The following is a 25,377-nucleotide window of genomic DNA, read 5'->3' as shown; positions in this document are numbered from 1 at the left end:
CTTGCTTGTGTTCCCAATCATGCCGTGCGGCGCAGTATCAGCAGATGGCGTTGGCCTTGGCAACCGGGTACGGCCAAGGCGTGTTCGCTATCGAGGTGGAAGTCTGCCGGCAATGCTAACAGCTCGTCGCTTGGATGAACGCCCTTCATTGCCAGCCAACGGGTGTTCAGGTCGCCCAGGTGGCGGGTCCAGTTGCTGAAGTTCTCCATGCTGCTGAAGGCCCTGGAAACAATTCCATTGAAAGGCAGTTCAGGCGTGAAGGCTTCGACGCGGCTGTGGATAACTTGCAGGTTGTCCAGCTTGAGTTCGAGTTTGACCTGGGTCAGGAAGCGGGTTTTCTTGCCGTTGCTGTCCAGGCAAGTCACTTGCGACTCGGGAAACAGGATCGCCAACGGGATGCCAGGCATGCCACCGCCACTGCCAACGTCCAGCCAGCGGCCGTTTTCGATGAAGGGCATCACGCTCAAGCTGTCGAGCAGATGCCGCGAAACCATTTCGTCCGGATCGCGCACCGCAGTGAGGTTGTAGGCCTTGTTCCACTTGATCAACAGGGCCAGGTAGCCCAACAGCAACTCGTGCTGGGCTGCGGTCAGGTCCACACCCAACTGGCGTGCACCTGTGGATAACTCTTCGGCGTGTTGCGAGGTGACCAACGAACTCAAGCGCTTTGCTCCAACTGACGGCCCGCGCCGCGTTTTTTCAAATGAATCATCAACAGCGAAATGGCTGCCGGGGTGACGCCCGGGATACGGGAAGCCTGGCCCAACGTCTCGGGACGAGTTATCCCCAGCTTGCTTTGAATCTCTTTGGACAGCCCGGAAATCCCGGTGTAATCGATATCCACAGGCAGCTTGGTGTCTTCACTGGCGCGCAGCCGGGCGATCTCGTCCTGCTGGCGGTCAATGTAACCGGCGTATTTGGTCTTGATTTCGACCTGCTCGGCCACCTGTGGATCTTCTGCGCCGCCGCCGGTTACCGAGACTAGACCAGCGTAGTCGATTTCCGGGCGGGACAGCAGGTTCAACAGGTTGTACTCGTGGGTCAGCGGCGTGCCGAATTTTTCGGCAATGGCATCGCCCTGTTCGGTGCCCGGGCGGACCCAGGTACTTTTCAGGCGCTGCTCTTCCAGTTCGATGCTTTCGCGTTTTTTGCAGAACGCTGCCCAACGTGCGTCATCGACCAGGCCCAGCTCGCGACCTTTTTCGGTCAGGCGCAGGTCGGCGTTGTCTTCGCGCAGGATCAGGCGATATTCGGCCCGGGAAGTGAACATCCGGTACGGTTCCTGGGTACCCAGGGTAATCAGGTCGTCGACCAACACCCCGATGTACGCTTCATCGCGACGCGGGCACCAGCTGTCTTTGCCCTGGGCGCGCAATGCGGCGTTGGTCCCGGCCAGCAAACCCTGGGCGCCGGCCTCTTCGTAACCGGTGGTGCCGTTGATTTGCCCAGCGAAGAACAGGCCGCCGATCACTTTGGTTTCCAGGCTGTATTTCAAGTCCCGCGGATCGAAGTAGTCGTACTCGATGGCGTAGCCGGGGCGCACGATGTGGGCGTTTTCCATGCCGCGAATCGACTGCACGATCTGGATTTGCACGTCGAACGGCAGGGAAGTGGAAATTCCGTTCGGGTACAGCTCGTGGGTAGTCAAACCTTCCGGCTCGATGAAGACCTGGTGGCTTTCCTTGTCGGCAAAGCGGTGGATCTTGTCCTCGATCGACGGGCAATAACGCGGGCCGATGCCTTCGATCACGCCCGAGTACATCGGCGAACGATCAAGGTTGGCAGCGATGATTTCGTGAGTGCGCGCGTTGGTGTGGGTAATCCAGCAGCTCACCTGCTTGGGGTGCTGCTCCTTGGAACCCATGAACGACATCACCGGAATCGGCGTATCCCCGGCCTGTTCGGTCATCACCGAGAAATCCACAGAACGCCCGTCGATACGCGGCGGGGTCCCGGTTTTCAGGCGACCGACACGCAGTGGCAGTTCGCGCAGGCGATGAGCCAGGGCGATGGACGGCGGATCGCCGGCGCGGCCGCCGGAATAGTTCTGCATCCCGATGTGGATAAGTCCACCGAGGAAGGTACCAGTGGTCAACACCACGGATTCTGCGAAGAAACGCAGGCCCATTTGCGTAACAACACCGCGCACCTGGTCCTGTTCGACGATCAGGTCATCTGCGGCCTGTTGAAATATCCACAGGTTGGCCTGGTTTTCCAGGGTTTCGCGCACCGCGGCCTTGTACAGGATGCGGTCGGCTTGTGCCCGAGTAGCACGCACCGCCGGGCCTTTGCGGCTGTTGAGCACGCGAAATTGAATACCACCCTTGTCGGTAGCCATGGCCATCACACCGCCAAGGGCGTCGATTTCCTTGACCAGATGGCTTTTGCCGATCCCACCAATGGCGGGGTTGCAACTCATGGCACCGAGGGTTTCCACGTTGTGCGTCAGCAACAGGGTTTTGACCCCCATGCGGGCTGACGCCAGTGCTGCCTCGGTACCGGCATGACCGCCGCCGATGACGATCACTTCAAAACGGGAAGGGAAATCCACCACGCACCTCGTGCCTGCTTATGTAGGTAATCAGGAATTGTTTGTTGAAAGAGTTTTAGAGCTATGGCGGCAAGTATAGGGACTTAGCCGTTCCTAAAGAACCCTTTGCACAAAATTTAACCAGCTGTGGATGAATCACAGACAATAGAAATTAAAAGAGAGAAATTTATTAAATCTTTGTTTTTATGTTTATTTCTACTGAGCCTACTTTCTGTGGATAGATCTCTATAGCCCTTTATTTACGTACTGTACAGAGATTCAAAAGTCTGTGGTTAGGTGCCAATGAGGCCCTTGGATAAGTGCTTTAAGCCTGTGGATTAAACAGGTGGTTATCCACAGAGGGGTTTTTACTCAGGTTTCAAGCCCTGTTATCAACTGGGCACAGGGGCGGTTATTCACAGGGCTTAATCCACAGAAAAGCATCAGCCGCGGCAAATTCCGTCCACGGCAAGGCCACCTCGGGGCGAGGTTATTGTCAGAAAATACTCAGGGGTGTCCTGAAACGGACAAAACAGACAGGCACCAATGGCCTGTCTGTGAACTACGAAGGGTTATTTACCGATGCAGAAACTGGAAAAGATCCTGCCGAGCAGGTCATCGGAACTGAATGCCCCGGTAATCTCCCCCAGAAGCTGCTGTGCCTGGCGCAAATCCTCAGCCAGAAGCTCCCCAGCACCTGCCAGGGTCAACTGCGCCCGGCCATGCTCAAGGGCGGCACTGGCATGGCGCAACGCCTCAAGGTGGCGGCGACGCGCACTGAAGCTGCTTTCCGAAGTCTGTTCATAGCCCATGCAGGCCTTGAGATGATCGCGCAGCAGCTCCAGGCCATCGCCGGCAGACTTGGCGCTGAGGCTGATGGTGACATGGCCATCGTCGCTGACCTCCAGGGCAATCGCCTCACCCGTGAGGTCTGCCTTGTTGCGAATCAGCGTGACCTTGGCCGGGTCCGGCCGTTGCTCAAGGAACTCCGGCCACAGGGCAAAAGGATCCACGGCCTCTGGCGCGGTGGCATCCACCACCAGCAACACCCGATCGGCTTCCCCGATGGCCTTGAGCGCCCGTTGCACGCCGATTTTTTCCACCTGGTCATCGGTGTCACGCAAACCGGCGGTATCGACCACGTGCAGCGGCATGCCATCAATGTGGATATGTTCGCGCAGGATATCCCGGGTGGTGCCGGCAATTTCGGTGACAATCGCCGCTTCACGCCCCGCCAGGGCGTTGAGCAAGCTGGACTTGCCGGCGTTGGGCCGGCCGGCAATCACCACGGTCATGCCATCGCGCAGCAATGCGCCCTGCCCGGCTTCCTTCAAAACTGTGGATAACTCGTCTCGTACCTTATCGAGCATGGCCAGGACATGGCCATCGGCAAGAAAGTCGATTTCTTCTTCCGGGAAATCAATCGCGGCCTCGACATAGATGCGCAAACTGATCAATTGCTCGGTGAGGTTATGCACACGCAGGGAAAATGCCCCCTGCAACGAGCGCAAGGCATTGCGCGCCGCCTGTGCAGAACTGGCCTCGATCAGGTCGGCAATCGCCTCGGCCTGGGCCAGGTCGAGCTTGTCGTTGAGAAACGCGCGCTCGCTGAACTCACCAGGCCGCGCCAGACGGCAGCCCAACTGCAGGCAGCGCTGTAGCAGCATGTCGAGGACGATAGGCCCGCCATGGCCTTGCAGTTCCAGCACATCCTCACCGGTGAAAGAGTTTGGGCCCGGGAAATACAGGGCCAGGCCCTCATCCAGTACCTCAAGATCCTCGCCGAAAAAAGGCCCGTAATGCGCATACCGGGGCTTGAGCTCGCGGCCGCTGATCGCTTGGGCGGCAATGCCCGCAAGTGGCCCGGAAATACGAACGATGCCGACACCGCCCCGGCCTTGAGCGGTGGCGACGGCAGCGATGGTTTCACGAGGAGCGCTCATCAGCGGTTTCCCAGACAAAAGTGACAGAATGCAAAACGCCCCACGAGGGGGCGTCTTGAGTGGTTATCCACAGAGTAAGTTACGCCTCGGCTTTTTTGGCAGCCGCTTCGATCTTACGTGTGATGTACCACTGTTGAGAGATCGACAACACGTTGTTGACCACCCAGTACAGAACCAGACCAGCCGGGAACCACAGGAAGAAGAAGGTGAAGATGATTGGCATCATTTTCATTACCTTGGCCTGCATCGGATCCGGAGGCGTCGGGTTCAGACGCTGCTGGATGAACATGGTTGCGCCCATGATGATCGGCAGGATAAAGAACGGGTCTTTGATCGACAGGTCAGTTATCCACAGCATGAACGGCGCCTGGCGCATTTCCACGCTTTCCAGGAGTACCCAGTACAGCGACAGGAACACCGGCATCTGTACCAGAATCGGCAAGCATCCACCCAGCGGGTTGATCTTCTCTTTCTTGTACAGCTCCATCATGGCTTGCGACATTTTCTGCCGGTCATCGCCATGTTGCTCTTTGAGTGCAGCCAGTTTCGGCGCAACGGCGCGCATACGGGCCATCGACTTGTAGCTGGCGGCCGACAGAGGGAAGAAAATCCCTTTGATCAGCATGGTCAGGAAGATGATCGACCAGCCCCAGTTACCGACGATGCTGTGGATATGTTGCAGCAACCAGAAGATCGGCTGGGCAATGAACCACAGGATGCCGTAATCCACAGTCAGTTCCAGACCTGGGGATAACTCCTTGAGTACCGCCTGGCTTTTCGGGCCGGCATACAGGGTGGCGCTGGTTTCAGCCTTGGCTCCTGGTGCAACGGTCAACGCCGGGCCAGTGAAACCAATGATGTAGTTACCCTGGTTGTCCTTGCGGGTCTGGACCAGGTTGGCTTCGCCCTTATTCGGGATCCACGCGGTTACAAAGTAGTGTTGCAGCCAGGCTACCCAACCACCTTGGACCGTTTCTTTCAGCGCGCCCTTGTCGATGTCTTTCATCGACACTTTCTTGTACGGCTCGTTACTTGTCCACAGGGCGGCGCCCAGGTAAGTCGCGGTGCCGGTGGCAGTGCTGGAAGATGGATCGGAACTGCCATCACGCTTGAGCTGGGCAAACAGGTTGCCAGTCCAGGTCTTTTCGCTGGTGTTATCGATCAGGTAGGTGACTTTCAGATCGTACAAACCGCGCGTGAAGCTGAAGCGCTTGATGTAATTGACGCCGTCGTGACTGAATTTCAGGTCGACGTTCAACTGGTTTTGGCCATCAGCCAGTTGATAAGTCTTCTGTTCGGTCGAATAAACCGGACGACCGGTAGCACGAGCATCAGGGCCATCAGTGCCAGTCAGGCCGCTTTGTGCCAGATAAACACGCTCGCCACCGTTATCGAACAACTGGAATGGAACATCCGGATGGTCTTGGCGACGTGGGTACAGTGGCAATTTCAGCTGGGCGATATCGCCGCCCTGTGGATCGATCGCCAGGTCCAACACATCCGTCTTGACGTGGATGAGGTCTTTATTGGTGATGACCGCGTTATCTACAGGGGTGCTGGTATCGGCATTCGCGCTGGGTACATCGGCACTGGCGGAAGCATTGTTACCCAACGGTGCATCTGCAATAGCAGGAGCAGACTGATTGGTAGCAACATTCTGAGTCGGCAGGGCAGCCTGGCCATAGTCCTGGTTCCATTTCAGAACCATAACGTAGGACACGATTGCCAGGGCGACGATCAGGATCGTGCGTTTAATATCCATGATTACTCGGCCATCGAAGAAGAACGGGAGGTAGGGATAGGCGGAACCGGGTCATAACCACCGGGATTCCACGGATGACAGCGACCTAAACGACGAAAGGTCAGCCAGCCACCGCGTAGAAGGCCATGATTTTCTATGGCTTCATACGCGTAGCAGGAACAACTGGGGTAGAAACGACAGTGGCTGGCCATCAGCGGACTAATGGCATAACGGTAAAACTGGATCGGAACGAGGGCCAGTTTACGCATCAGTGCTGTCTACCCCTACAGTTTCGGGGCTGACTGCTGGGGTCGGCTTGCTGGTGCGAGCCAAACGTTTCCAGAGCTTGCCGAAATGCTGAATCAATTCGGGGTTTTCTACGTCCCCCAAGCCTTTGCGCGCGACGATAACAATATCCCAACCAACCAGAGTCTCCTGGTGGAGGCGAAACGATTCGCGCATCAGACGCTTGAGGCGATTGCGCTCAACGGAGAGCTTTACGCTCTTCTTGCCGATCACCAACCCGAGACGGGGGTGATCCAGATCGTTGTTACGCGCAAGGAGCAGGAGATTTTTCCCCGGAACCTTGCCGGTGGGGGAGTCAAAGACTGCCTTGAAGTGCCGGGGGGTTAGCAGACGCTTTTCCCGACTGAAGTCCTGACTCACCACCAGTACCGGATTATCAAACTGCCAGACGCGCACGACCTTTGGCGCGGCGACGCGACAGGACAGCACGGCCGTTCTTGGTAGCCATGCGAGCACGGAAACCGTGGGTACGGGCGCGTTTGATGGTGCTTGGTTGGAAAGTACGTTTCATGGCGTGTTACCTGGTTCGTCCACAACGGGCCGGAATGGCCCCCGTTTTAAGAGACCGGGGATTCTAGAGAAAGCAAGCCTCTAGGTCAATTTCCAACCAGCTATTCCTTCAATTAGATATCTGAAGGCATCGGGACCGATTCCGTGCGGTTCGACTTTGACGAGCAATGCCATAGATATAAAAATAAAGAAGGAAGTTATTTAAAGCTTTTCTGTAAAGCTTATAAAAGCTAGGCACGCGATCTTCTGTGGATAACTACCTTTAGACCATATTCCACGTGCTGTACAGAGAATGACAACACGGGGGAGAAACGGTGCTCTGCCTGTGCTGCGCTATCGGATAAGCTGTGTGTGGAATGGCTACTTATCCACAGGCCGGTTACCCACAGACTTTCGACCCCACTTGTACAACGAGCTTAGGGGCGCTTATCCACAGAGCTTATGCACAGACCATTTGTCGCCTTTTTTACGGTTAAGGCATTGATTCTTGGCGGCCTGTGAGCAACCTACATGTGGATAAGTGGGCCGCTCGCCGCTACAATGGCGGCTGTTTTTGCCTCACCGGCTTTCAACTTAGGGGATATCCGTGTCAGTGGAACTTTGGCAGCAGTGCGTGGAGCTTTTGCGCGATGAGCTGCCTGCCCAGCAATTCAACACCTGGATCCGTCCACTACAGGTCGAAGCCGAAGGCGACGAGTTGCGTGTCTACGCACCCAATCGTTTTGTTCTCGACTGGGTCAACGAGAAGTACCTAAGCCGCGTTCTCGAATTGTTCGACGAACATGGCAATGGGATGGCTCCAGCGCTCTCCTTATTAATAGGCAGCAAACGCAGCTCCGCGCCGCGTGCCGCGCCGAATGCGCCGCTGGCCGCGGCTGCCTCGCACGCCCAGGCTGCGGCAGCCCCGGTTAACCACGCACCAGCCACCGCTGCGCCAGCCCCGAGCAAATCCGTGGCGCAAAAAAATGCGCCAGTGAGCGAAGAGCCGTCCCGCGACAGCTTCGACCCCATGGCAGGAGCCAGTTCGCAGCAGGCCCCGGTGCGCGCCGAGCAGCGCACGGTCCAGGTCGAAGGTGCGCTCAAGCACACCAGTTACCTGAACCGCACCTTTACCTTTGAAAACTTCGTCGAAGGTAAATCCAACCAGTTGGCCCGCGCCGCCGCCTGGCAGGTGGCCGACAATCCCAAGCACGGTTACAACCCGCTCTTCCTTTACGGCGGCGTCGGCTTGGGTAAGACGCACTTGATGCATGCTGTGGGTAACCACCTATTAAAGAAGAATCCGAATGCCAAGGTCGTGTACCTGCACTCGGAGCGCTTCGTAGCCGACATGGTCAAGGCATTGCAACTCAATGCGATCAACGAATTCAAGCGCTTCTATCGCTCCGTCGATGCGCTGCTGATCGATGACATTCAATTCTTCGCGCGCAAGGAACGTTCCCAGGAAGAGTTTTTCCACACGTTCAACGCCCTGCTTGAAGGCGGCCAGCAGGTCATCCTCACCAGCGACCGTTACCCGAAGGAAATCGAAGGCCTGGAAGAGCGCCTCAAATCGCGCTTCGGCTGGGGCCTGACCGTTGCGGTAGAGCCGCCGGAACTGGAAACCCGGGTCGCGATCCTGATGAAGAAAGCCGACCAGGCGAAAGTCGATCTGCCTCACGATGCGGCATTCTTCATTGCCCAGCGTATTCGCTCCAACGTGCGTGAGCTCGAAGGTGCGCTCAAGCGCGTTATCGCTCACTCGCACTTCATGGGCCGCGATATCACTATCGAGCTGATTCGCGAATCCCTGAAGGACCTGTTGGCGCTGCAAGACAAGCTGGTCAGTGTGGATAACATTCAACGCACCGTGGCCGAGTACTACAAGATCAAGATTTCCGACCTGCTGTCCAAGCGCCGCTCGCGCTCGGTAGCGCGTCCCCGTCAGGTGGCCATGGCGCTCTCCAAGGAGCTGACCAACCACAGCCTGCCGGAAATTGGCGATGTGTTTGGTGGTCGCGACCACACCACGGTCTTGCACGCGTGCCGCAAGATCAATGAACTTAAGGAATCCGACGCGGATATTCGCGAGGACTACAAGAACCTGCTGCGTACACTGACAACTTGATGAACACCAGCGCAGCTTATTAAGGCAAGGGACTAGACCATGCATTTCACCATTCAACGCGAAGCCCTGTTGAAACCCCTGCAACTGGTCGCAGGCGTCGTCGAGCGCCGACAGACCTTGCCGGTACTTTCCAACGTATTGTTGGTTGTCGAAGGCCAGCAGTTGTCGTTGACCGGTACCGACCTGGAAGTCGAACTGGTTGGTCGCGTACAGCTGGAAGAACCCGCCGAGCCCGGTGAGATCACCGTGCCTGCGCGCAAGCTGATGGATATCTGCAAAAGCCTGCCCAATGATGCGCTGATCGACATCAAGGTTGATGAGCAGAAGTTGGTGGTCAAGGCTGGGCGCAGTCGTTTCACCTTGTCGACCCTGCCGGCCAACGATTTCCCGACGGTAGAAGAAGGTCCCGGTTCGCTGACTTGCAGCCTGGAGCAAAGCCGCCTGCGCCGTTTGATCGAACGCACCAGCTTCGCCATGGCCCAGCAGGATGTGCGTTACTACCTCAACGGCATGCTGCTGGAAGTCTCCGAAGGCATCATCCGTGCCGTGGCCACCGACGGTCACCGTCTGGCAATGTGCTCGATGAAGGCCGATATCGGTCAGCCGGACCGCCACCAGGTCATCGTGCCGCGCAAAGGTATCCTTGAACTGGCGCGCCTGCTCACCGAGCCGGACGGTAACGTCAGCATCGTCCTGGGCCAGCACCATATCCGTGCCACCACGGGCGAGTTCACCTTCACCTCCAAACTGGTAGACGGCAAGTTCCCGGACTACGAGCGCGTGCTACCCAAAGGCGGCGACAAGCTGGTGATCGGTGATCGCCAGGCGCTACGTGAAGCGTTCAGCCGTACTGCGATCCTGTCCAACGAGAAGTACCGTGGTATTCGCCTGCAATTGGCCAACGGCCAGCTGAAAATCCAGGCCAACAACCCGGAACAGGAAGAAGCGGAAGAAGAAGTAGGCGTCGACTACAACGGTGGATCCCTGGAAATCGGCTTCAACGTGAGCTACCTGCTGGACGTGCTGGGTGTGATGACCACCGAGCAAGTGCGTCTGATCCTGTCGGACTCCAACAGCAGCGCCCTGGTGCAAGAATCCGATAACGACGACTCGGCTTATGTTGTTATGCCGATGCGCCTGTAATCATGCTCAGCAGAAGCTAGATGTCCCTCAGTCGCGTCTCGGTCACCGCGGTGCGCAATCTGCACCCGGTGACCTTCTCCCCCTCCCCCCGCATCAATATCCTCCATGGCGCCAACGGCAGTGGCAAAACCAGCGTGCTGGAAGCCATTCACTTGCTGGGCCTGGCTCGTTCCTTCCGCAGCGCCCGCCTGTTACCGGTGATTCAATACGAGCAATTGGCGTGCACCGTTTTTGGCCAGGTCGAACTGGCGCAAGGCGGGCACAGCAGCCTGGGGATATCTCGTGATCGGCAGGGAGAGTTCCAGATCCGTATCGATGGACAGAATGCGCGCAGTGCAGCGCAGTTGGCGGAAATCCTACCCCTGCAATTGATCAACCCTGACAGCTTCCGTTTACTGGAGGGGGCACCAAAAATTCGCCGGCAGTTCCTCGATTGGGGAGTGTTCCACGTGGAACCGAGGTTCATGGCCACGTGGCAGCGCCTGCAGAAGGCCCTGCGGCAGCGGAACTCATGGCTGCGGCATGGTACACTTGACGCCGCTTCGCAAGCGGCCTGGGACCGTGAACTGTGCCTGGCCAGCGACGAAATAGATGAATACCGCCGCACCTACATCAAAGCCTTGAAACCAGTCTTTGAACAGACCTTGAGTGAGTTGCTGGAACTCGAGGGACTGACGCTGAGCTACTACCGTGGTTGGGACAAAGAGCGTGACTTGAGTGCAGTACTCGCCACCTCTTTGCAACGGGATCAGCAAATTGGCCACACCCAGGCAGGGCCGCAACGCGCTGATTTGCGCCTTAGATTAGGTGCACATAACGCCGCGGATATCTTGTCCCGTGGCCAGCAGAAGTTGGTGGTCTGCGCGTTGCGTATCGCCCAGGGGCACTTGGTTAGCCAGGCCCGGCGCGGGCAGTGTATTTATCTGGTGGATGACTTGCCGTCCGAATTGGACGAGCAACACCGCCGCGCGCTATGCCGCTTGTTGGAAGACTTACGCTGCCAGGTATTTATTACCTGTGTAGACCACGAATTATTGAGGGAAGGCTGGCAGACGGAAACGCCAGTCGCTTTGTTCCACGTGGAACAAGGCCGTATCACCCAGACCCACGACCATCGGGAGTGAAGGCATGAGCGAAGAAAACACGTACGACTCGACCAGCATTAAAGTGCTGAAAGGTTTGGATGCCGTACGCAAACGTCCCGGTATGTACATTGGCGACACCGATGATGGTAGCGGTCTGCACCACATGGTGTTCGAGGTGGTCGACAACTCCATCGACGAAGCGCTCGCCGGCCATTGCGACGACATCAGCATCATCATCCACCCGGATGAATCCATCACCGTACGCGACAACGGTCGCGGCATTCCGGTAGATGTGCATAAAGAAGAAGGCGTATCGGCAGCAGAGGTCATCATGACCGTGCTCCACGCCGGCGGTAAGTTCGACGACAACTCCTATAAAGTATCCGGCGGTTTGCACGGTGTAGGTGTGTCGGTGGTAAACGCCCTGTCGGAAGAACTGATCCTGACTGTGCGCCGCAGCGGTAAGATCTGGGAACAGACCTACGTCCACGGCGTGCCTCAAGCACCTATGGCGATCGTTGGCGACAGCGAAACCACAGGCACCCAGATTCACTTCAAGCCTTCGGCTGACACCTTCAAGAATATCCACTTCAGCTGGGACATCCTGGCCAAGCGGATTCGTGAGCTGTCCTTCCTCAACTCCGGTGTGGGTATCGTCCTCAAGGACGAGCGCAGCGGCAAGGAAGAGCTGTTCAAGTACGAAGGCGGCCTGCGTGCATTCGTTGAATACCTGAACACCAACAAGACTGCGGTCAACCAGGTGTTCCACTTCAACATCCAGCGTGAAGACGGCATCGGCGTGGAAATCGCCTTGCAGTGGAACGACAGCTTCAACGAGAATCTGTTGTGCTTCACCAACAACATTCCACAGCGCGATGGCGGTACTCACCTGGTGGGTTTCCGTTCCGCACTGACGCGTAACCTGAACACCTACATCGAAGCCGAAGGCCTGGCGAAGAAGCATAAAGTCGCCACTACTGGTGACGATGCCCGCGAAGGCCTGACCGCGATTATTTCGGTCAAGGTCCCGGATCCGAAGTTCAGTTCCCAGACCAAAGACAAGCTGGTTTCTTCTGAAGTGAAGACGGCTGTCGAACAGGAAATGGGCAAGTACTTCTCCGACTTCCTGCTGGAAAACCCCAACGAAGCCAAGCTGGTCGTCGGCAAGATGATCGACGCGGCACGGGCCCGTGAAGCGGCGCGTAAAGCCCGTGAAATGACCCGTCGTAAAGGCGCGCTGGATATCGCTGGCCTGCCGGGCAAACTGGCGGACTGCCAGGAGAAGGACCCTGCCCTCTCCGAACTGTACCTGGTGGAAGGTGACTCTGCTGGCGGTTCCGCCAAGCAGGGTCGTAACCGTCGCACCCAGGCGATCCTGCCGTTGAAGGGTAAGATCCTCAACGTCGAGAAGGCCCGTTTCGACAAGATGATTTCCTCCCAGGAAGTCGGCACCTTGATCACCGCCCTGGGCTGTGGCATTGGTCGCGACGAGTACAACATCGACAAGTTGCGCTATCACAACATCATCATCATGACCGATGCTGACGTCGACGGTTCGCACATCCGTACCCTGCTGCTGACCTTCTTCTTCCGTCAGTTGCCGGAGCTGATCGAGCGTGGCTACATCTACATCGCCCAGCCGCCGTTGTACAAAGTGAAAAAGGGCAAGCAAGAGCAATACATCAAAGACGACGACGCCATGGAAGAGTACATGACGCAGTCGGCCCTGGAAGATGCCAGCCTGCACCTGAACGACGAAGCCCCGGGCATCTCGGGTGAGGCGCTGGAGCGTCTGGTAAACGACTTCCGCATGGTGATGAAGACCCTCAAGCGTTTGTCGCGCCTGTACCCTCAGGAGCTGACCGAGCACTTCATCTACCTGCCGGCCGTCAGCCTGGAGCAGTTGGGCGATCACGCAGCGATGCAGGATTGGCTGGCCCAGTACGAAGTGCGCCTGCGCACCGTCGAGAAGTCTGGCCTGGTGTACAAAGCCAGCCTGCGTGAAGACCGTGAACGTAACGTCTGGCTGCCAGAGGTCGAACTGATCTCCCACGGCCTGTCGAACTACGTCACCTTCAACCGCGACTTCTTCGGCAGTAACGACTACAAGACCGTAGTAACCCTGGGCGCGCAACTGAGCACCCTGCTGGACGACGGCGCGTACATCCAGCGCGGCGAACGCAAGAAGCAGGTCAAGGAGTTCAAGGAAGCCCTGGACTGGTTGATGGCAGAAAGCACCAAGCGTCACACCATCCAGCGATACAAAGGTCTGGGCGAAATGAACCCTGACCAGCTGTGGGAAACCACCATGGACCCAGCCCAGCGCCGTATGCTGCGTGTGACCATCGAAGACGCCATTGGCGCGGACCAGATCTTCAACACCCTGATGGGTGATGCGGTCGAGCCACGTCGTGACTTCATCGAGAGCAATGCCTTGGCAGTGTCCAACCTGGACTTCTGATAACGCTATTGCCAAACAAAAAAGGCCAACGTTTAACGTTGGCCTTTTTTATTGCCCAGATTTTGGAGCCCTTTTTAAATGCTCCACGTGGAACATCGGCTACGCCGTCGCTGCGGTCACGCTCTCCAACCGATAGCCGTACCCATAGATCGTCAGCAGCTGCCAACCCCGCTCCGGCGTCAGCCCAAGCTTGTTTCGTAGCCGATAAATGTGGGTATCCAGCGGGCGCGAAGACACCATTTCTTCATGGGTCCAGAACCGTTCATAGAGATATTCCCGTGACAGCGGCCGGGCCAGGTTGGCGAAGAGGCAGCGTGCCAGGCGGTATTCCCTTTCGGTCAGGTTGATTGGATCACCCGCGCGGCTGACGGTCAGTTCGGCATCGTCGAAGGTCAGGTCGTTGAAAACCAGCACTTCGGTGGCAGCAGATTTCTGCAGGCCGTGACGACGCAGGACGGCACTCACCCGTGCCTTCAGTTCGTTGGGGCGAAACGGTTTGCTGACGTAGTCATCGGCACCGCTGTTCAGGGCCTGGACGATATCGCTCTCGGCATCGCGGCTGGTCAGCATAATCACGGGCGGTGGCGCCTCCATGTGCTCACGGGTCCAGCGCAGGATCGCGATGCCGCTCAGGTCCGGCAACTGCCAGTCGAGTACCAGCAAGTCGAAGGTTTCTCGGCGCAGTTGGCGCAGCAAGTCTTCGCCACGTTCGAAGCAATGCAGCGTCCATGGCTGCTCCGAGGCACTTGGGATTTGTCGCAGTGTCTGTTCCACCCGCCGCAATTCGGCAGGTTCGTCATCCAGTATCGCGACACGCATGGCAGGGTCCTTTCTTCTTGAAGAATGTTGCAGCGGTTGAAGAGAGCGTAATGGTTCACCGTTGAATCTGAACAATTGTGGCCAGTTTCTCAAGCTCCCTGAATCTCTCGGTACGCTGATATCAGATAGCCCTAAGGCCGTTAAACATCGCGTACCCAGCTGGAAAGATACCGGCTCAAGCCCCTCAGGAAAAGGATCAATGCCAATCAGGTTTTATGCGCTGTCGGGACAGGTGTGTCTCGTGCAGAAGGTCAGAGTGTGGGGAAAGATGTTCATGCTGGTGATGGCAACAGGTTTTGGCACAGAAATGGTGGATGCCTGCAGCCCGGCACAGTCTGCCCCACTTGACGAAATGACGGTGTACGCCGAATCCGTAGACGGCCTCGGTTACGCAGGACTCAGGGAAATCGATGCCCCGCAGGCGTTTCAACACGGAAGCTTGCTGGACCAGGATCAACGATGGATCTTCTAAATCTGAACAAATGTTGCACTACTCCCCTATGCACCACTCTTGTAGGTAAATTCTCTTTCGCTGAGTGACACATGGAGGGCGTGCGCGGGAAGCGCTCTCGATACACGGACGTATCATCTGTAGTCCGCGGTTCGCCATGGGCTGCTGTCGGAGGGATGTGAGGGACAGTATTTCTTCGATGTACATCCGGTTCGACGTCGTCGATCCGGCAGACACAGGGATGTGTCACCTTTCTTGGCGCCTCATCCCTACCACTACGGCTATCGAGTTCGATGCGTCATCGGGTATCGTAGGCGAGATTCAAGGTCCTGCCGCCGCAAGACGCTTTCTGAATGTGCAGTCTGACGGACCTTTAGAACTAGAACCTTGATGAGCGCCATGACCCTCTTTCCTCGTCGCTATTCCCTTTCCTCTTTGTTTGGCTCAAGCCTGGCCCTGGCCCTGGTTGTCACCAGCCCACAAGTCCTCGCCAAGCCTGCACCTGTGCGCGCGCCCTACATTGATGACAACCTGATGTGCCGGGCACAGCCGCTGCCGGCAGTCGTGCAGAACCTTACCGGTGAAGCCTGGAAGCTGGACGCCAAGGGGCGCCCCAGTGTGTTGGAAGAAGGCATGCTGATCGATGAGCAGGAAAGCGTAAAAACCTCGCCATCGGCGTTTGTCAGCCTGTTGCTGGGCGATGGCTCACGCATCGTCCTGCCCTCCAGCTCCGAGGTGCGTTTGCATTTGGTGGAAGAACAGGCGATCCCCCAGGTCATCCTGCAACAAGGCCAGGTCGAGGCCTACGTACTCAAGCGCACCAGTGACTATGACCGTTTTCAGATCGTGACCCCGGTGGGCGTACTGGGCGTGCGCGGTACGCACTTTCGTGTGCGTAACGACGATCAGCAATCGGTGGTCGAAGTGCTCAACGGCCAGGTAGCCGCCAGCCGTACCGAACCGCAGCCGGTAGGCAAACAGCTGAAGAACAAGCCGCAGACGGGCCCGGTGGAAGGTGAACTGAAGGTCGGCGCTCGACAAGGTGTGCTGCTCAAGCCCCAGGGCGAGTTGAAGACAGTCGACCTATTGCCCGCGCCGCGCCTGATGGGCCAGGACGGCCAGAAAGGCGATGCGCCGGTATGGACATTGATCCTGCACCCGCAACCGGGGGCCCAGCGCTACCGTGCGCAAGTGGCTACCGATAAAACCTTCATGAACATCAAGCAGGAAAACTTCTCCAGTGAGCCGCGCTTGAGCTTCACTGGACTCAAGGCCTCGTTCTATCACGTGCGCGTGTCGGCCTTTGATGACCAGGGACTGGAAGGAGAAGCAGGCGTTTATGACATCTTCTACTACCCACCTGCCACCCGTGTGCAGTAGCAGCGCGGCGCTCGCACGGTGAAGTGGTGGCGCCGGGCTGAACAGCGCCAGCCGACCCAGGCCCAACGCCTGTTCAATGGGCTGGTCAGGGAGTGGCTGTGGATCGGTCTGCTTCTGCTGCCGATGACGGCCTTTCTGTCGCTAAGCCCCGGCCTTGCCCTGAATAACCTGCTGTACGACAGCCTGCGGCGCATGGCGCCGTTGCCGGTGGATCCGCGCATCCTGCTGGTGAACATTGACGACATGAGCCTCAAGGAACTCGGTCAATGGCCGTGGTCGCGGCGCCTGCATGCCGACCTGATTGACCAGTTGAGTGCGGCCAAACCCGCCGGGATCCTGCTCGATGTGATCTTCAGCGAACCGGCGCGCGAGCCGGCCAATGATCAACGCCTGGCCCAGGCTATGTGCAATGCCGGCAATGTCCTGCTGCCTTTGATTCGCGAAGGCACGCCGCGCCTGGGGCAACCCATCGCGCAGATCCTCCCTGTGCTGCCACTGCGCGATTGTGCGAGGGGGGTGGGACATATCAATGTGGAAGCGGACAGCGACGGTATTGTGCGCAGCCTGTACCTGCGTGAGGGGCCGCCGGGGCAACTGGTCCCGCAACTGGCCTGGTTGGCCTTCGAGCTGACCGGCCAGCACACCGATATGCCAGGGCTGTCAGCGTCTTCTGAAGTAACCGATTGGCAGCGTGACAATGCCATCCGCATCCCTTTTATCGCCACCGACCACGGCTTTCCCAGCGTGCCGTATGTCAGTGTCTTGCGCGGTGAGGTCCCTGCCCAACTGTTGCGTGATCGGATCATTCTGGTGGGGGCCACTGCACCGGGCATGGGCGATCGCTATGTGACACCGCTTTCGGCCAGCGTCGGTACCACCCCGGGCGTCGAGATCCAGGCCAATATCCTCAACGGCCTGCTGCAAGGGCGCAGCATTACCGTGTTGCCTGGCTGGCTGGCCACGCTGCTGTCCACCGCGATGGTGGCCTTGTTGCTGGGCCTGCTGCTGTTGCGCCCGCGTTATGCGCTGTGGCTGACCCTGGGCTGCATGGCGGGCGCCCTCCTCGCTTCCTGGGGCTTGTTGCGCCTGGGGCTCTGGTGGTCGCCAGCGGCCACGCTGATCGGCATGCTGCTGGGCTACCTGATCTGGAACTGGCGCCGCCTGAGCGTAATCCTCGCCTACTTCGGCTGGGAATTGGCGCGCCTGGACAGCGAGCCCAAGGTGCTGCCGGAACGCCGTCGCGCGGCCGTCAGCAACGGTGATGTGTTGCAGGGCCGTATCGTGGCCCTGGAGCAAGCGGTCAGCCGTACCCGCGACACCCGGCGTTTTATGGCCGATGGCCTGGAGTGCCTGCCGGTCGCTACGCTGATTACCGATCCCACAGGCGAGATCCTGTTGGCCAATCGGATCGCCCGCGATGTGTTTGGCAACGAACTGATTGCCCAGAACCTGCTGCAGCAACTGGCGGCACTGGGTTACCCGCCCTTGCAAGGCCAGGTACATACGCCGCTGTCGGCCCTGGAAATCATCGAGTTCCGCGATACCCATCAACGCAGCCTGCGCCTGGAACTGGCGCCTCTGTTACCGGCCGACGGTGATGTGGCGTTGGGGTGGCTGTTGAGCCTGACTGACCTGAGTATCGAACGCGACGCCCAGCAGCAACGTGAAACCCTGCTGCGGTTTCTCTCCCATGATCTACGGGCGCCCCACTCGGCGATCCTCGCGTTGCTGGATGTGCAACGGCATGAAGCCTCAGACGTTTCGCAGGTCTTTACCCAGATCGAACAGCAAGTGCGACGCGCATTGAATTTGACCGAATCGTTCGTTCAACTGGCCAAGGCCGAGTCCGACGGTTATCAGTTTGAGCCCAGCCTGTTTGCCATGCTGGTGCTGGATGCGTTTGACCAGGTCGCGCTGCTGGCCCAATTGAAACATATCCAATTGGTCCACGACCTGGACGAGGCTGGTGAGCAAATGGTCCTGGCGGATCAGTCGCTGCTCACCCGAGCCTTGTTCAACCTGATGGAGAATGCGATCAAGTACAGCCCAGCCGGCACCACGGTGACGGTGCGCCTGGAACGCAACGGCCAATGGCTGGCTTGTCATATCCAGGACCAGGGCCCCGGCATCGCGGCCCAGGAGCTGCCTGAACTGTTCAGCCAATACCGACGTTTTGCTTCGGCTCAGGGCAGCGAAGGCCTGGGGCTGGGCCTGACCATGGTCAAGGCGGTGATGGACCGCCATGGGGGGGGGATCGACTGTGTGAGTGTGGTGGGGCAAGGCACGGTTTTCAGCCTGCAGATGCCGTTGTGGGAGGAGTAAACAGCTGTGCATAAAAAACCGGCCGCAAGGGCCGGTCTTCAACGCTCGAAAAAACTTATGCACGTTTTCCGGTGTTTTATTAGCTTAAGAAATATGTAATAGAATCATAAGTCTACAAGCGAAAAACTGCATTTCGCCAACAAACCGTGCACAGGTTATCCACAGAACGTCAGATCACCGCCTGGTCCGCTGCAATCGGCAGTGGCGGCAGCGAACCCATGGCCCGTTGCTGCGCCTCATTCCACGCTGCAGCGCGGTCATTGAGCGCGGCAATTGCACGCGGTCCTTCCCCTTGCGCATACATCGGCTCGCCGATCACCACGGTGATGGTGCCTTTACGCTTGGCCCAGCCTTCCTTGGGCCAGAACTTGCCGGCATTGTGGGCAATCGGCAGTACTGGAAGATTGGCGTTGACCGCCAATGCCGTACCGCCCCGGGAGAACTTGCCTACAGTGCCAAAGGGTACGCGAGTGCCCTCCGGGAAGATCAGTACCCACACCCCATCCTTGAGCAGCTCATCACCCTTCTTCGCCACATGCTTGAGTGCGGCCTTGGGGTTGTCGCGATCGATGGCAATCGGGCGCAGCATGGCCATCGCCCAGCCAAAGAACGGCACGAACAGCAACTCACGCTTGAGCACCTGGCTCAGGGGCGAGAAATACGCGGAAAGAAAGAAGGTCTCCCAGGTGCTCTGGTGGTTCGACAGGATCACGCACGGCTGGTCCGGCACATTCTCGGCACCCTTGACCTCGAAACGAATGCCCAGGAACACCTTGGTCAGCCACAACGCGCAGCGGCACCAATAGACGTTGATAAAGCGATAGCGCGCCTTGAATGGCAAAAAGGGCGCGATAAAAAAGCTCAGGGTGCACCAGAGAAACGAACTGGTGCCCAGCAGCAGGTAAAAGAAGAAGGTTCTGATGGCCTGCAAAATCGACATGGCAGCATTTACCGTTGCGGGACAACGCCCGCCTGTTAAAAGTGCACTCCCGAACAATCCTTGGTCAGGAAGTCGAGGGCGACTAGTTGTTGATAAGTTCTGCGGCAACCGCCGCCAGATCGTCAAAAATCAAGGTGCCGACCGGCAGGTTTTTCGCCTGGGTCTTTTCGCCTTTCCCGGTCTTTACCAAAACTGGCTGAGAGTCGACGGCTTTGGCCGCCTCCAGGTCACCGAGACTGTCCCCGACGAACCATATCCCAGCCAGGGGCACCTTGTAATGTTCTGAAATGATTTTCAACATGCCAGGCTTGGGTTTGCGGCAATCGCAGCCCTCATCCGGCCCGTGGGGGCAGTACACCACCAGCCCCACCTCACCGCCCTGCTCGGCCACCAATGCGCGCAGGCGCGCGTGCATGGCGTCCAGGGTGGCGATGTCGTAGTAGCCGCGGGCGATGCCGGACTGGTTGGTAGCGATGGCTACCGTCCAGCCGGCCTTGCTCAACTGCGCGATGGCCTCGACCGAGCCGGGCAGCGGGATCCACTCCTCCACCGACTTGATGTAAGCGTCGGAGTCGTAATTGATCACCCCGTCCCGATCGAGAATCAGCAGTTTCAACATGATCAGCTCAGTGTCGAAATGTCAGCGATGTTGACGAACAAGCCGCGCAGGCGCGCCAGCATGGCGTAGCGGTTTTTCCGCACGCCAGCATCTTCGGCATTGATCATCACCGCTTCGAAGAACGCATCCACCGGCTCACGCAAGGTGGCCAGGCGCGCCAGTGCTTCGGCGTAGTTGCGCTCGGCGATCAGCGGCTTCACTGCGTTTTCTGCCTTGGCGATGGCCGAGTTCAGCGAGAACTCCTTGGCATCGGCAAACAGGCCAGGGTCGACATCGGCATTGCCCAGGCCTTCGGCCTTGCTCAGCAGGTTCGACACGCGCTTGTTCACGGCGGCCAGGGCGTCCGCTTCCGGCAGCTTGCGGAACGCTTGTACGGCTTGCACACGCTGGTCGAAGTCCAGTGCCGAACCCGGTTGCAGGGCACGTACCGACAGGTAGACGGAAACGTCCACGCCTTCGTCTTCGTAGCGCGCACGCAGGCGGTCGAACACGAACTCCAGCACTTGCTCGGCCAGGCCGGCTTGCTTGACCTTGCCACCAAACTGGCCGACGGCAAATACCACGGCCTGGGTCAGGTCGAGGTCGAGCTTTTTGTCGATCAGGATGCGCAGCACGCCCAGGGCGGCACGGCGCAGGGCATATGGGTCTTTGCTGCCGGTCGGCAACATGCCGATGCCAAAGATACCGACCAGGGTATCCAGCTTGTCGGCGATGGCCACGGCCGCACCGGTCAGGGTGGTTGGCAGCTCGGCGCCAGCGCCACGCGGCATGTACTGCTCGTTCAAGGCCAGGGCGACGTCTTCAGGCTCGCCGTCATTGAGCGCGTAGTAGTAACCGGCCACGCCTTGCATTTCCGGGAACTCGCCGACCATCTCGGTGGCCAGGTCGCATTTGCACAGCAGGCCCGCGCGTGCGGCCAAGGCAGCGTCGCCGCCAATGCGTGGGGCGATGTAGGCCGCCAGCTTGGAAACCCGCACAGCCTTGTCGTAGACGCTGCCCAGCTTCTCCTGGAACACCACGTTCTGCAGGCGCAGGTTGAAGTCTTCGAGCTTCTGCTTCTTGTCTTGCTTGAAGAAGAACTCGGCGTCGGTCAGGCGCGGGCGTACGACTTTCTCGTTACCGGCGATGATCTGCTGCGGGTCCTTGCTTTCGATGTTGGCCACGGTGATAAAGCGCGGCAGCAACTTGCCGTCCACATCCAGCAGGCAGAAATACTTCTGGTTGTCCTGCATGGTGGTGATCAGGGCTTCTTGCGGCACATCGAGGAAGCGCTCTTCGAACGAGCACACCAGCGGCACCGGCCATTCAACCAACGCGGTCACTTCATCGAGCAGGCTTGGCGGCACGATGGCCGTGCCTTCCTGCAAACGGGCCAGCTCTTCGGTGCGCTTGCTGATCAGCTCGCGACGCTCGTTGGCATCGGCCAGCACGTAGGCGGCACGCAGGTCAGTGGCGTAGTTGGCCGGCGAGGTGATGCGCACGGCTTCAGGATGATGGAAGCGGTGACCACGGGACTCACGACCGGCCTTCTGGGCGAGGATGGTGCAATCGATGACTTCGTCACCGAGCAGCATCACCAACCATTGGGTCGGACGTACGAACTCTTCCTTGCGTGCACCCCAGCGCATGCGCTTGGGGATCGGCAGGTCATTGAGAGAATCTTCAACGATAGTCGGCAACAGGCTGGCGGTCGGCTTGCCCTTGATGACTTGGCTGAAACGCAGTTTCGGGCCGCTCTGGTCGATCTCGCTCAGCTCGACGCCGCACTTCTTGGCAAAACCAAGGGCAGCCTGGGTCGGGTTGCCTTCAGCATCAAAGGCGGCCTGGCGTGGTGGGCCGTCGAGGTTGATGTTGCGGTCCGGCTGCTGGGTTTCCAGCGCGGTCAGCAATACTGCCAGGCGACGTGGCGCGGCGTAGACCTTCTTGGCTTCAAACTTCAGGCCGGCAGTCTGCAGGCCTTTCTCGATGCCGGCCAAAAATGCATCGGCCAGGGTGTTGAGGGCCTTGGGTGGCAGCTCTTCGGTACCCAGTTCAACCAGGAAATCTTGAGCACTCATTGTGCAGCCTCCAGCTTAGCCAACACTTCATCACGCAGATCCGGGGTCGCCATCGGGAAGCCCAGCTTGGCGCGAGCCAGCAGGTAGGCTTGCGCAACGGAACGCGCCAGGGTGCGGACACGCAGGATGTATTGCTGGCGTGCAGTTACCGAGATGGCACGGCGGGCGTCCAGCAGGTTGAAGGTGTGGGATGCCTTCAGGACCATTTCGTAGCTTGGCAACGGCAGCGGCTGATCCAGTTCGATCAGGCGCTTGGCTTCGCTTTCGTAGAAGTCGAACAGTTCAAACAGCTTCTCGACGTTGGCGTGTTCGAAGTTGTAGGTCGACTGCTCCACTTCGTTCTGGTGGAACACATCGCCATACGTCACTTTGCCGAACGGGCCGTCAGCCCACACCAGGTCGTAGACCGAGTCCACACCCTGCAGGTACATGGCCAGGCGTTCCAGGCCGTAGGTGATTTCGCCGGTCACCGGGTAGCACTCGATGCCGCCCGCCTGCTGGAAGTAGGTGAACTGCGTGACTTCCATGCCGTTGAGCCAGACTTCCCAGCCCAGGCCCCAGGCGCCGAGGGTTGGCGATTCCCAGTTGTCTTCGACGAAACGGATGTCGTGGACCAGTGGGTCCAGGCCGACATGTTTCAGCGAACCCAGGTACAGCTCCTGGAAGTTGTCCGGGTTGGGCTTGAGGACCACCTGGAACTGATAGTAGTGCTGCAGGCGGTTGGGGTTTTCGCCGTAGCGGCCGTCAGTCGGGCGACGACTGGGCTGCACATAAGCGGCGTTCCAGGTTTCCGGGCCGATGGCCCGCAGGAATGTTGCGGTGTGGAAAGTGCCGGCGCCTACTTCCATATCGTAGGGCTGAAGTACCACACAACCTTGCTCGGCCCAGTATTGCTGGAGGGCGAGGATCAAGTCTTGGAAGGTACGCACGGCTGGCGTAGGCTGGCTCACAAAATTCACCTGTTACTTGGGCTGCGATTTAAAGGGCGGGAGTATACCCGATTCGGCCCCGCCACCACTCCCTGGAGCCTTATGCCACGCTGCTTTTGGTGTTCTGAAGATCCGCTGTACATGGCTTATCACGATCAAGAGTGGGGAACGCCGCTGCGCGATGCGCAGGGTTTGTTCGAGTTGCTTTTGCTCGAAGGGTTCCAGGCGGGCCTGTCCTGGATCACCGTTTTACGCAAACGCGAGCATTATCGAAAGGTCTTGTTCGGTTTTGATCCAAAGCGCCTGGCGCAGTTGAGCGATGCCCAGATCGAGCAGTTGATGCTCGACCCAGGCATTGTGCGCAACCGCTTGAAACTCAATGCCACCCGGCGCAATGCCGCGGCCTGGCTGGCGCTGGAGGACCCGGTGGGGTTGCTCTGGTCGTTTGTCGGCGGCGTGCCCAAGGTCAATCACTTCAAGGATCGCAGCCAGGTCCCGGCGATTACGCCAGAGGCCGAAGCCATGAGCAAAGCCCTCAAGAAAGCCGGCTTCACGTTCGTCGGGCCGACCATCTGCTACGCGTTCATGCAGGCCTCAGGGATGGTCATGGACCACACCCAGGACTGCGACCGTTACGCGGACTTGGTCAACGCCGGGTAGAATGGCCGCTTTGCGCACCACACACGATCAGGAGTGACCTGTGGAAAAGTTAAAAGGCGCCTTGCTGGTAGGCGCTCTGCGATTGTTTGCCCTGCTGCCCTGGCGCGCCGTGCAAGCCGTGGGTTCGGCGATTGGCTGGATCATGTGGAAGACCCCCAACCGCTCCCGCGACACGGTGCGGATCAACCTCTCCAAGTGTTTCCCGGACATGGACCCGGCCGAGCGCGAGCGCCTGGTTGGCCAGAGCCTGATGGACATCGGCAAGTCCCTGACCGAGAGCGCGTGCGCCTGGATCTGGCCGGCCCAGCGTTCTATTGACCTGGTACGTGAAGTCGAAGGCCTGGAAGTGCTGCAGCAAGCCCTGGCCTCTGGCAAAGGCGTGGTCGGCATCACCAGCCACCTGGGCAACTGGGAAGTGTTGAACCACTTCTATTGCAGCCAGTGCAAACCGATCATTTTCTATCGCCCGCCCAAGCTCAAGGCGGTGGATGACCTGCTGCGCAAGCAACGCGTGCAGTTGGGCAACCGGGTGGCGGCGTCGACCAAAGAAGGCATCCTCAGCGTCATCAAGGAAGTGCGCAAGGGCGGCCAGGTGGGGATTCCCGCTGACCCGGAGCCGGCAGAATCGGCCGGGATCTTCGTACCGTTCTTCGCCACCCAGGCGCTGACCAGCAAGTTTGTGCCGAATATGCTCGCCGGCCATAAGGCAGTGGGCGTGTTCCTGCATGCCCTGCGGTTGCCGGACGGCTCGGGTTACAAAGTGATCCTGGAAGCGGCGCCAGAAGACATGTACAGCACCGACACGGCCACGTCCTGCGCGGCGATGAGCAAGGTGGTGGAGCGTTATGTCGGCGCCTACCCGAGCCAGTACATGTGGAGCATGAAGCGCTTCAAGAAACGCCCGCCGGGCGAGGCGCGTTGGTACTGATACACCCGGCTCTGCAAGCAACGAAGATCAAATGTAGGAGCTGGCTTGCCTGCGATAGCATCGCCTCGGTGTCACTGAGAGACCGAGTCGCCTGCATCGCAGGCAAGCCAGCTCCCACAGGGGTGCCTCAGGCTTGGCGATCGAGTTTTTTCAGGAATACGGCCATCTCTTTCTCGGCCTGCTTGTCGCCATGGGCCTGGGCCGCTTCAATACCCTGCTCCCATGCCTGGCGTGCCGCGCTTTTATCGCCCAGCGCAGCATGCGCCTTGCCCAACAGCTTCCACGCCGCCGAATACTTCGGGTCAAACCCGACGCACTTGCCTAAATGCTCGGCTGCCTTGGCATTGTCCTTCAAATCCAGGTAACCCTTGCCCAAGCCAAAGCGCAGCAGCGAGTTATCCACACCCTTGGCGAGCATTTTTTCCAGGGATTCGAGCATGTCGGTC

The 25,377-nt window shown here is 58.7% G+C and carries 22 protein-coding genes; 9 read left to right on the top strand and 13 right to left on the bottom strand.

Annotated elements, in window-relative coordinates; translation table 11 throughout:
* Positions 1-17: 17 nt before the first annotated feature.
* The 7 genes from rsmG to rpmH all read right to left on the bottom strand — a co-directional run bounded on the left by rsmG (position 18) and on the right by rpmH (position 7,031).
* Entirely contained in the window at positions 18-662 is a 645-nt protein-coding gene (rsmG, locus tag AC19YY_RS06310; RefSeq protein WP_169902059.1) for a 16S rRNA (guanine(527)-N(7))-methyltransferase RsmG, read from the bottom strand.
* Entirely contained in the window at positions 659-2,551 is a 1,893-nt protein-coding gene (gene mnmG / locus AC19YY_RS06305; protein ID WP_170042010.1) for a tRNA uridine-5-carboxymethylaminomethyl(34) synthesis enzyme MnmG, read from the bottom strand. The genes rsmG and mnmG overlap by 4 nt, the downstream gene beginning before the upstream one ends.
* A 551-nt stretch (positions 2,552-3,102) precedes the next feature.
* The gene (gene mnmE / locus AC19YY_RS06300; protein WP_169954063.1) at positions 3,103-4,473 is read right to left on the bottom strand and encodes a tRNA uridine-5-carboxymethylaminomethyl(34) synthesis GTPase MnmE; all 1,371 of its coding nucleotides are present in this window, start codon (positions 4,471-4,473) and stop codon (positions 3,103-3,105) included.
* A 79-nt stretch (positions 4,474-4,552) separates the two neighbouring features.
* Positions 4,553-6,235, bottom strand: a complete 1,683-nt coding sequence (gene yidC, locus AC19YY_RS06295) for a membrane protein insertase YidC (RefSeq protein ID WP_172313841.1) — start codon at positions 6,233-6,235, stop codon at positions 4,553-4,555.
* A gap of 2 nt (positions 6,236-6,237) precedes the next feature.
* Positions 6,238-6,483, bottom strand: coding sequence for a membrane protein insertion efficiency factor YidD (gene yidD, locus AC19YY_RS06290; protein ID WP_010465488.1), 246 nt, complete (start codon positions 6,481-6,483; stop codon positions 6,238-6,240).
* Positions 6,476-6,880, bottom strand: coding sequence for a ribonuclease P protein component (rnpA, locus tag AC19YY_RS06285; protein ID WP_308936377.1), 405 nt, complete (start codon positions 6,878-6,880; stop codon positions 6,476-6,478). Before rnpA ends, yidD begins: the two co-directional genes overlap by 8 nt.
* A gap of 16 nt (positions 6,881-6,896) precedes the next feature.
* Entirely contained in the window at positions 6,897-7,031 is a 135-nt protein-coding gene (gene rpmH, locus AC19YY_RS06280) for a 50S ribosomal protein L34 (RefSeq protein WP_003213577.1), read from the bottom strand.
* Between the two features lie 585 nt (positions 7,032-7,616).
* Here rpmH and dnaA point away from each other — a divergent pair.
* Genes dnaA through gyrB form a run of 4 tightly spaced genes read left to right on the top strand, consistent with a single transcriptional unit; the run spans position 7,617 to position 13,826 of the window.
* On the top strand, positions 7,617-9,137 hold the full coding sequence (gene dnaA / locus AC19YY_RS06275; protein WP_169954065.1) for a chromosomal replication initiator protein DnaA: 1,521 nt from the start codon (positions 7,617-7,619) through the stop codon (positions 9,135-9,137).
* 39 nt (positions 9,138-9,176) lie between these two features.
* Positions 9,177-10,280 carry a DNA polymerase III subunit beta gene (gene dnaN / locus AC19YY_RS06270; protein WP_057439291.1) on the top strand — a complete coding sequence of 368 codons (1,104 nt, stop codon included), beginning with the start codon at positions 9,177-9,179 and terminating at the stop codon, positions 10,278-10,280.
* 20 nt (positions 10,281-10,300) lie between these two features.
* The gene (gene recF / locus AC19YY_RS06265) at positions 10,301-11,404 is read left to right on the top strand and encodes a DNA replication/repair protein RecF (RefSeq protein ID WP_029290195.1); all 1,104 of its coding nucleotides are present in this window, start codon (positions 10,301-10,303) and stop codon (positions 11,402-11,404) included.
* A 4-nt stretch (positions 11,405-11,408) separates the two neighbouring features.
* Positions 11,409-13,826 (top strand): DNA topoisomerase (ATP-hydrolyzing) subunit B, encoded by a 2,418-nt coding sequence (gyrB, locus tag AC19YY_RS06260; RefSeq protein WP_032857164.1) that lies wholly within the window; start codon positions 11,409-11,411, stop codon positions 13,824-13,826.
* A gap of 99 nt (positions 13,827-13,925) precedes the next feature.
* On the opposite strand, the gene AC19YY_RS06255 is transcribed toward gyrB, so the two are convergent.
* Entirely contained in the window at positions 13,926-14,645 is a 720-nt protein-coding gene (locus tag AC19YY_RS06255) for a response regulator transcription factor (RefSeq protein ID WP_032857163.1), read from the bottom strand.
* 199 nt (positions 14,646-14,844) lie between these two features.
* On the opposite strand from AC19YY_RS06255, the gene AC19YY_RS06250 reads away from it, so the two are divergent.
* From AC19YY_RS06250 to AC19YY_RS06240, 3 genes are all read left to right on the top strand, one after another.
* Complete coding sequence (locus tag AC19YY_RS06250) at positions 14,845-15,117, top strand: hypothetical protein (RefSeq protein WP_170042009.1); 273 nt, start codon at positions 14,845-14,847, stop codon at positions 15,115-15,117.
* A 369-nt stretch (positions 15,118-15,486) separates the two neighbouring features.
* Complete coding sequence (locus tag AC19YY_RS06245; protein WP_169954068.1) at positions 15,487-16,476, top strand: FecR family protein; 990 nt, start codon at positions 15,487-15,489, stop codon at positions 16,474-16,476.
* 18 nt (positions 16,477-16,494) lie between these two features.
* Entirely contained in the window at positions 16,495-18,798 is a 2,304-nt protein-coding gene (locus AC19YY_RS06240) for a CHASE2 domain-containing protein (protein WP_500603971.1), read from the top strand.
* 169 nt (positions 18,799-18,967) lie between these two features.
* Here the strand turns inward: AC19YY_RS06240 and AC19YY_RS06235 are convergent, their stop codons facing one another.
* The 4 genes from AC19YY_RS06235 to glyQ form a co-directional block, all read right to left on the bottom strand.
* Positions 18,968-19,738, bottom strand: a complete 771-nt coding sequence (locus AC19YY_RS06235; RefSeq protein ID WP_170057467.1) for a lysophospholipid acyltransferase family protein — start codon at positions 19,736-19,738, stop codon at positions 18,968-18,970.
* An 82-nt stretch (positions 19,739-19,820) separates the two neighbouring features.
* The gene (gene gmhB / locus AC19YY_RS06230; protein WP_169954151.1) at positions 19,821-20,360 is read right to left on the bottom strand and encodes a D-glycero-beta-D-manno-heptose 1,7-bisphosphate 7-phosphatase; all 540 of its coding nucleotides are present in this window, start codon (positions 20,358-20,360) and stop codon (positions 19,821-19,823) included.
* Positions 20,360-22,414 (bottom strand): glycine--tRNA ligase subunit beta, encoded by a 2,055-nt coding sequence (gene glyS, locus AC19YY_RS06225; protein WP_170042006.1) that lies wholly within the window; start codon positions 22,412-22,414, stop codon positions 20,360-20,362. The genes gmhB and glyS overlap by 1 nt, the downstream gene beginning before the upstream one ends.
* Positions 22,411-23,364 (bottom strand): glycine--tRNA ligase subunit alpha, encoded by a 954-nt coding sequence (glyQ, locus tag AC19YY_RS06220; RefSeq protein WP_003213601.1) that lies wholly within the window; start codon positions 23,362-23,364, stop codon positions 22,411-22,413. Before glyQ ends, glyS begins: the two co-directional genes overlap by 4 nt.
* Before the next feature lie 81 nt (positions 23,365-23,445).
* Here glyQ and AC19YY_RS06215 point away from each other — a divergent pair, with 81 nt between their 5' ends.
* Entirely contained in the window at positions 23,446-24,003 is a 558-nt protein-coding gene (locus AC19YY_RS06215; RefSeq protein WP_169954072.1) for a DNA-3-methyladenine glycosylase I, read from the top strand.
* Between the two features lie 40 nt (positions 24,004-24,043).
* Positions 24,044-24,931: a lysophospholipid acyltransferase gene (locus tag AC19YY_RS06210; RefSeq protein ID WP_057439284.1), complete on the top strand. Its 888-nt coding sequence runs from the start codon at positions 24,044-24,046 to the stop codon at positions 24,929-24,931.
* Between the two features lie 127 nt (positions 24,932-25,058).
* Here the strand turns inward: AC19YY_RS06210 and AC19YY_RS06205 are convergent, their stop codons facing one another.
* Positions 25,059-25,370, bottom strand: a complete 312-nt coding sequence (locus AC19YY_RS06205; RefSeq protein WP_170042005.1) for a tetratricopeptide repeat protein — start codon at positions 25,368-25,370, stop codon at positions 25,059-25,061.
* Positions 25,371-25,377 lie beyond the last annotated feature (7 nt).

It is taken from the genome of Pseudomonas sp. MF09156, assembly GCF_059862305.1.
The sequence above is the reverse complement of the archived record's forward strand: the minus strand, read 5'-3'. Positions and strand labels throughout refer to the sequence as shown.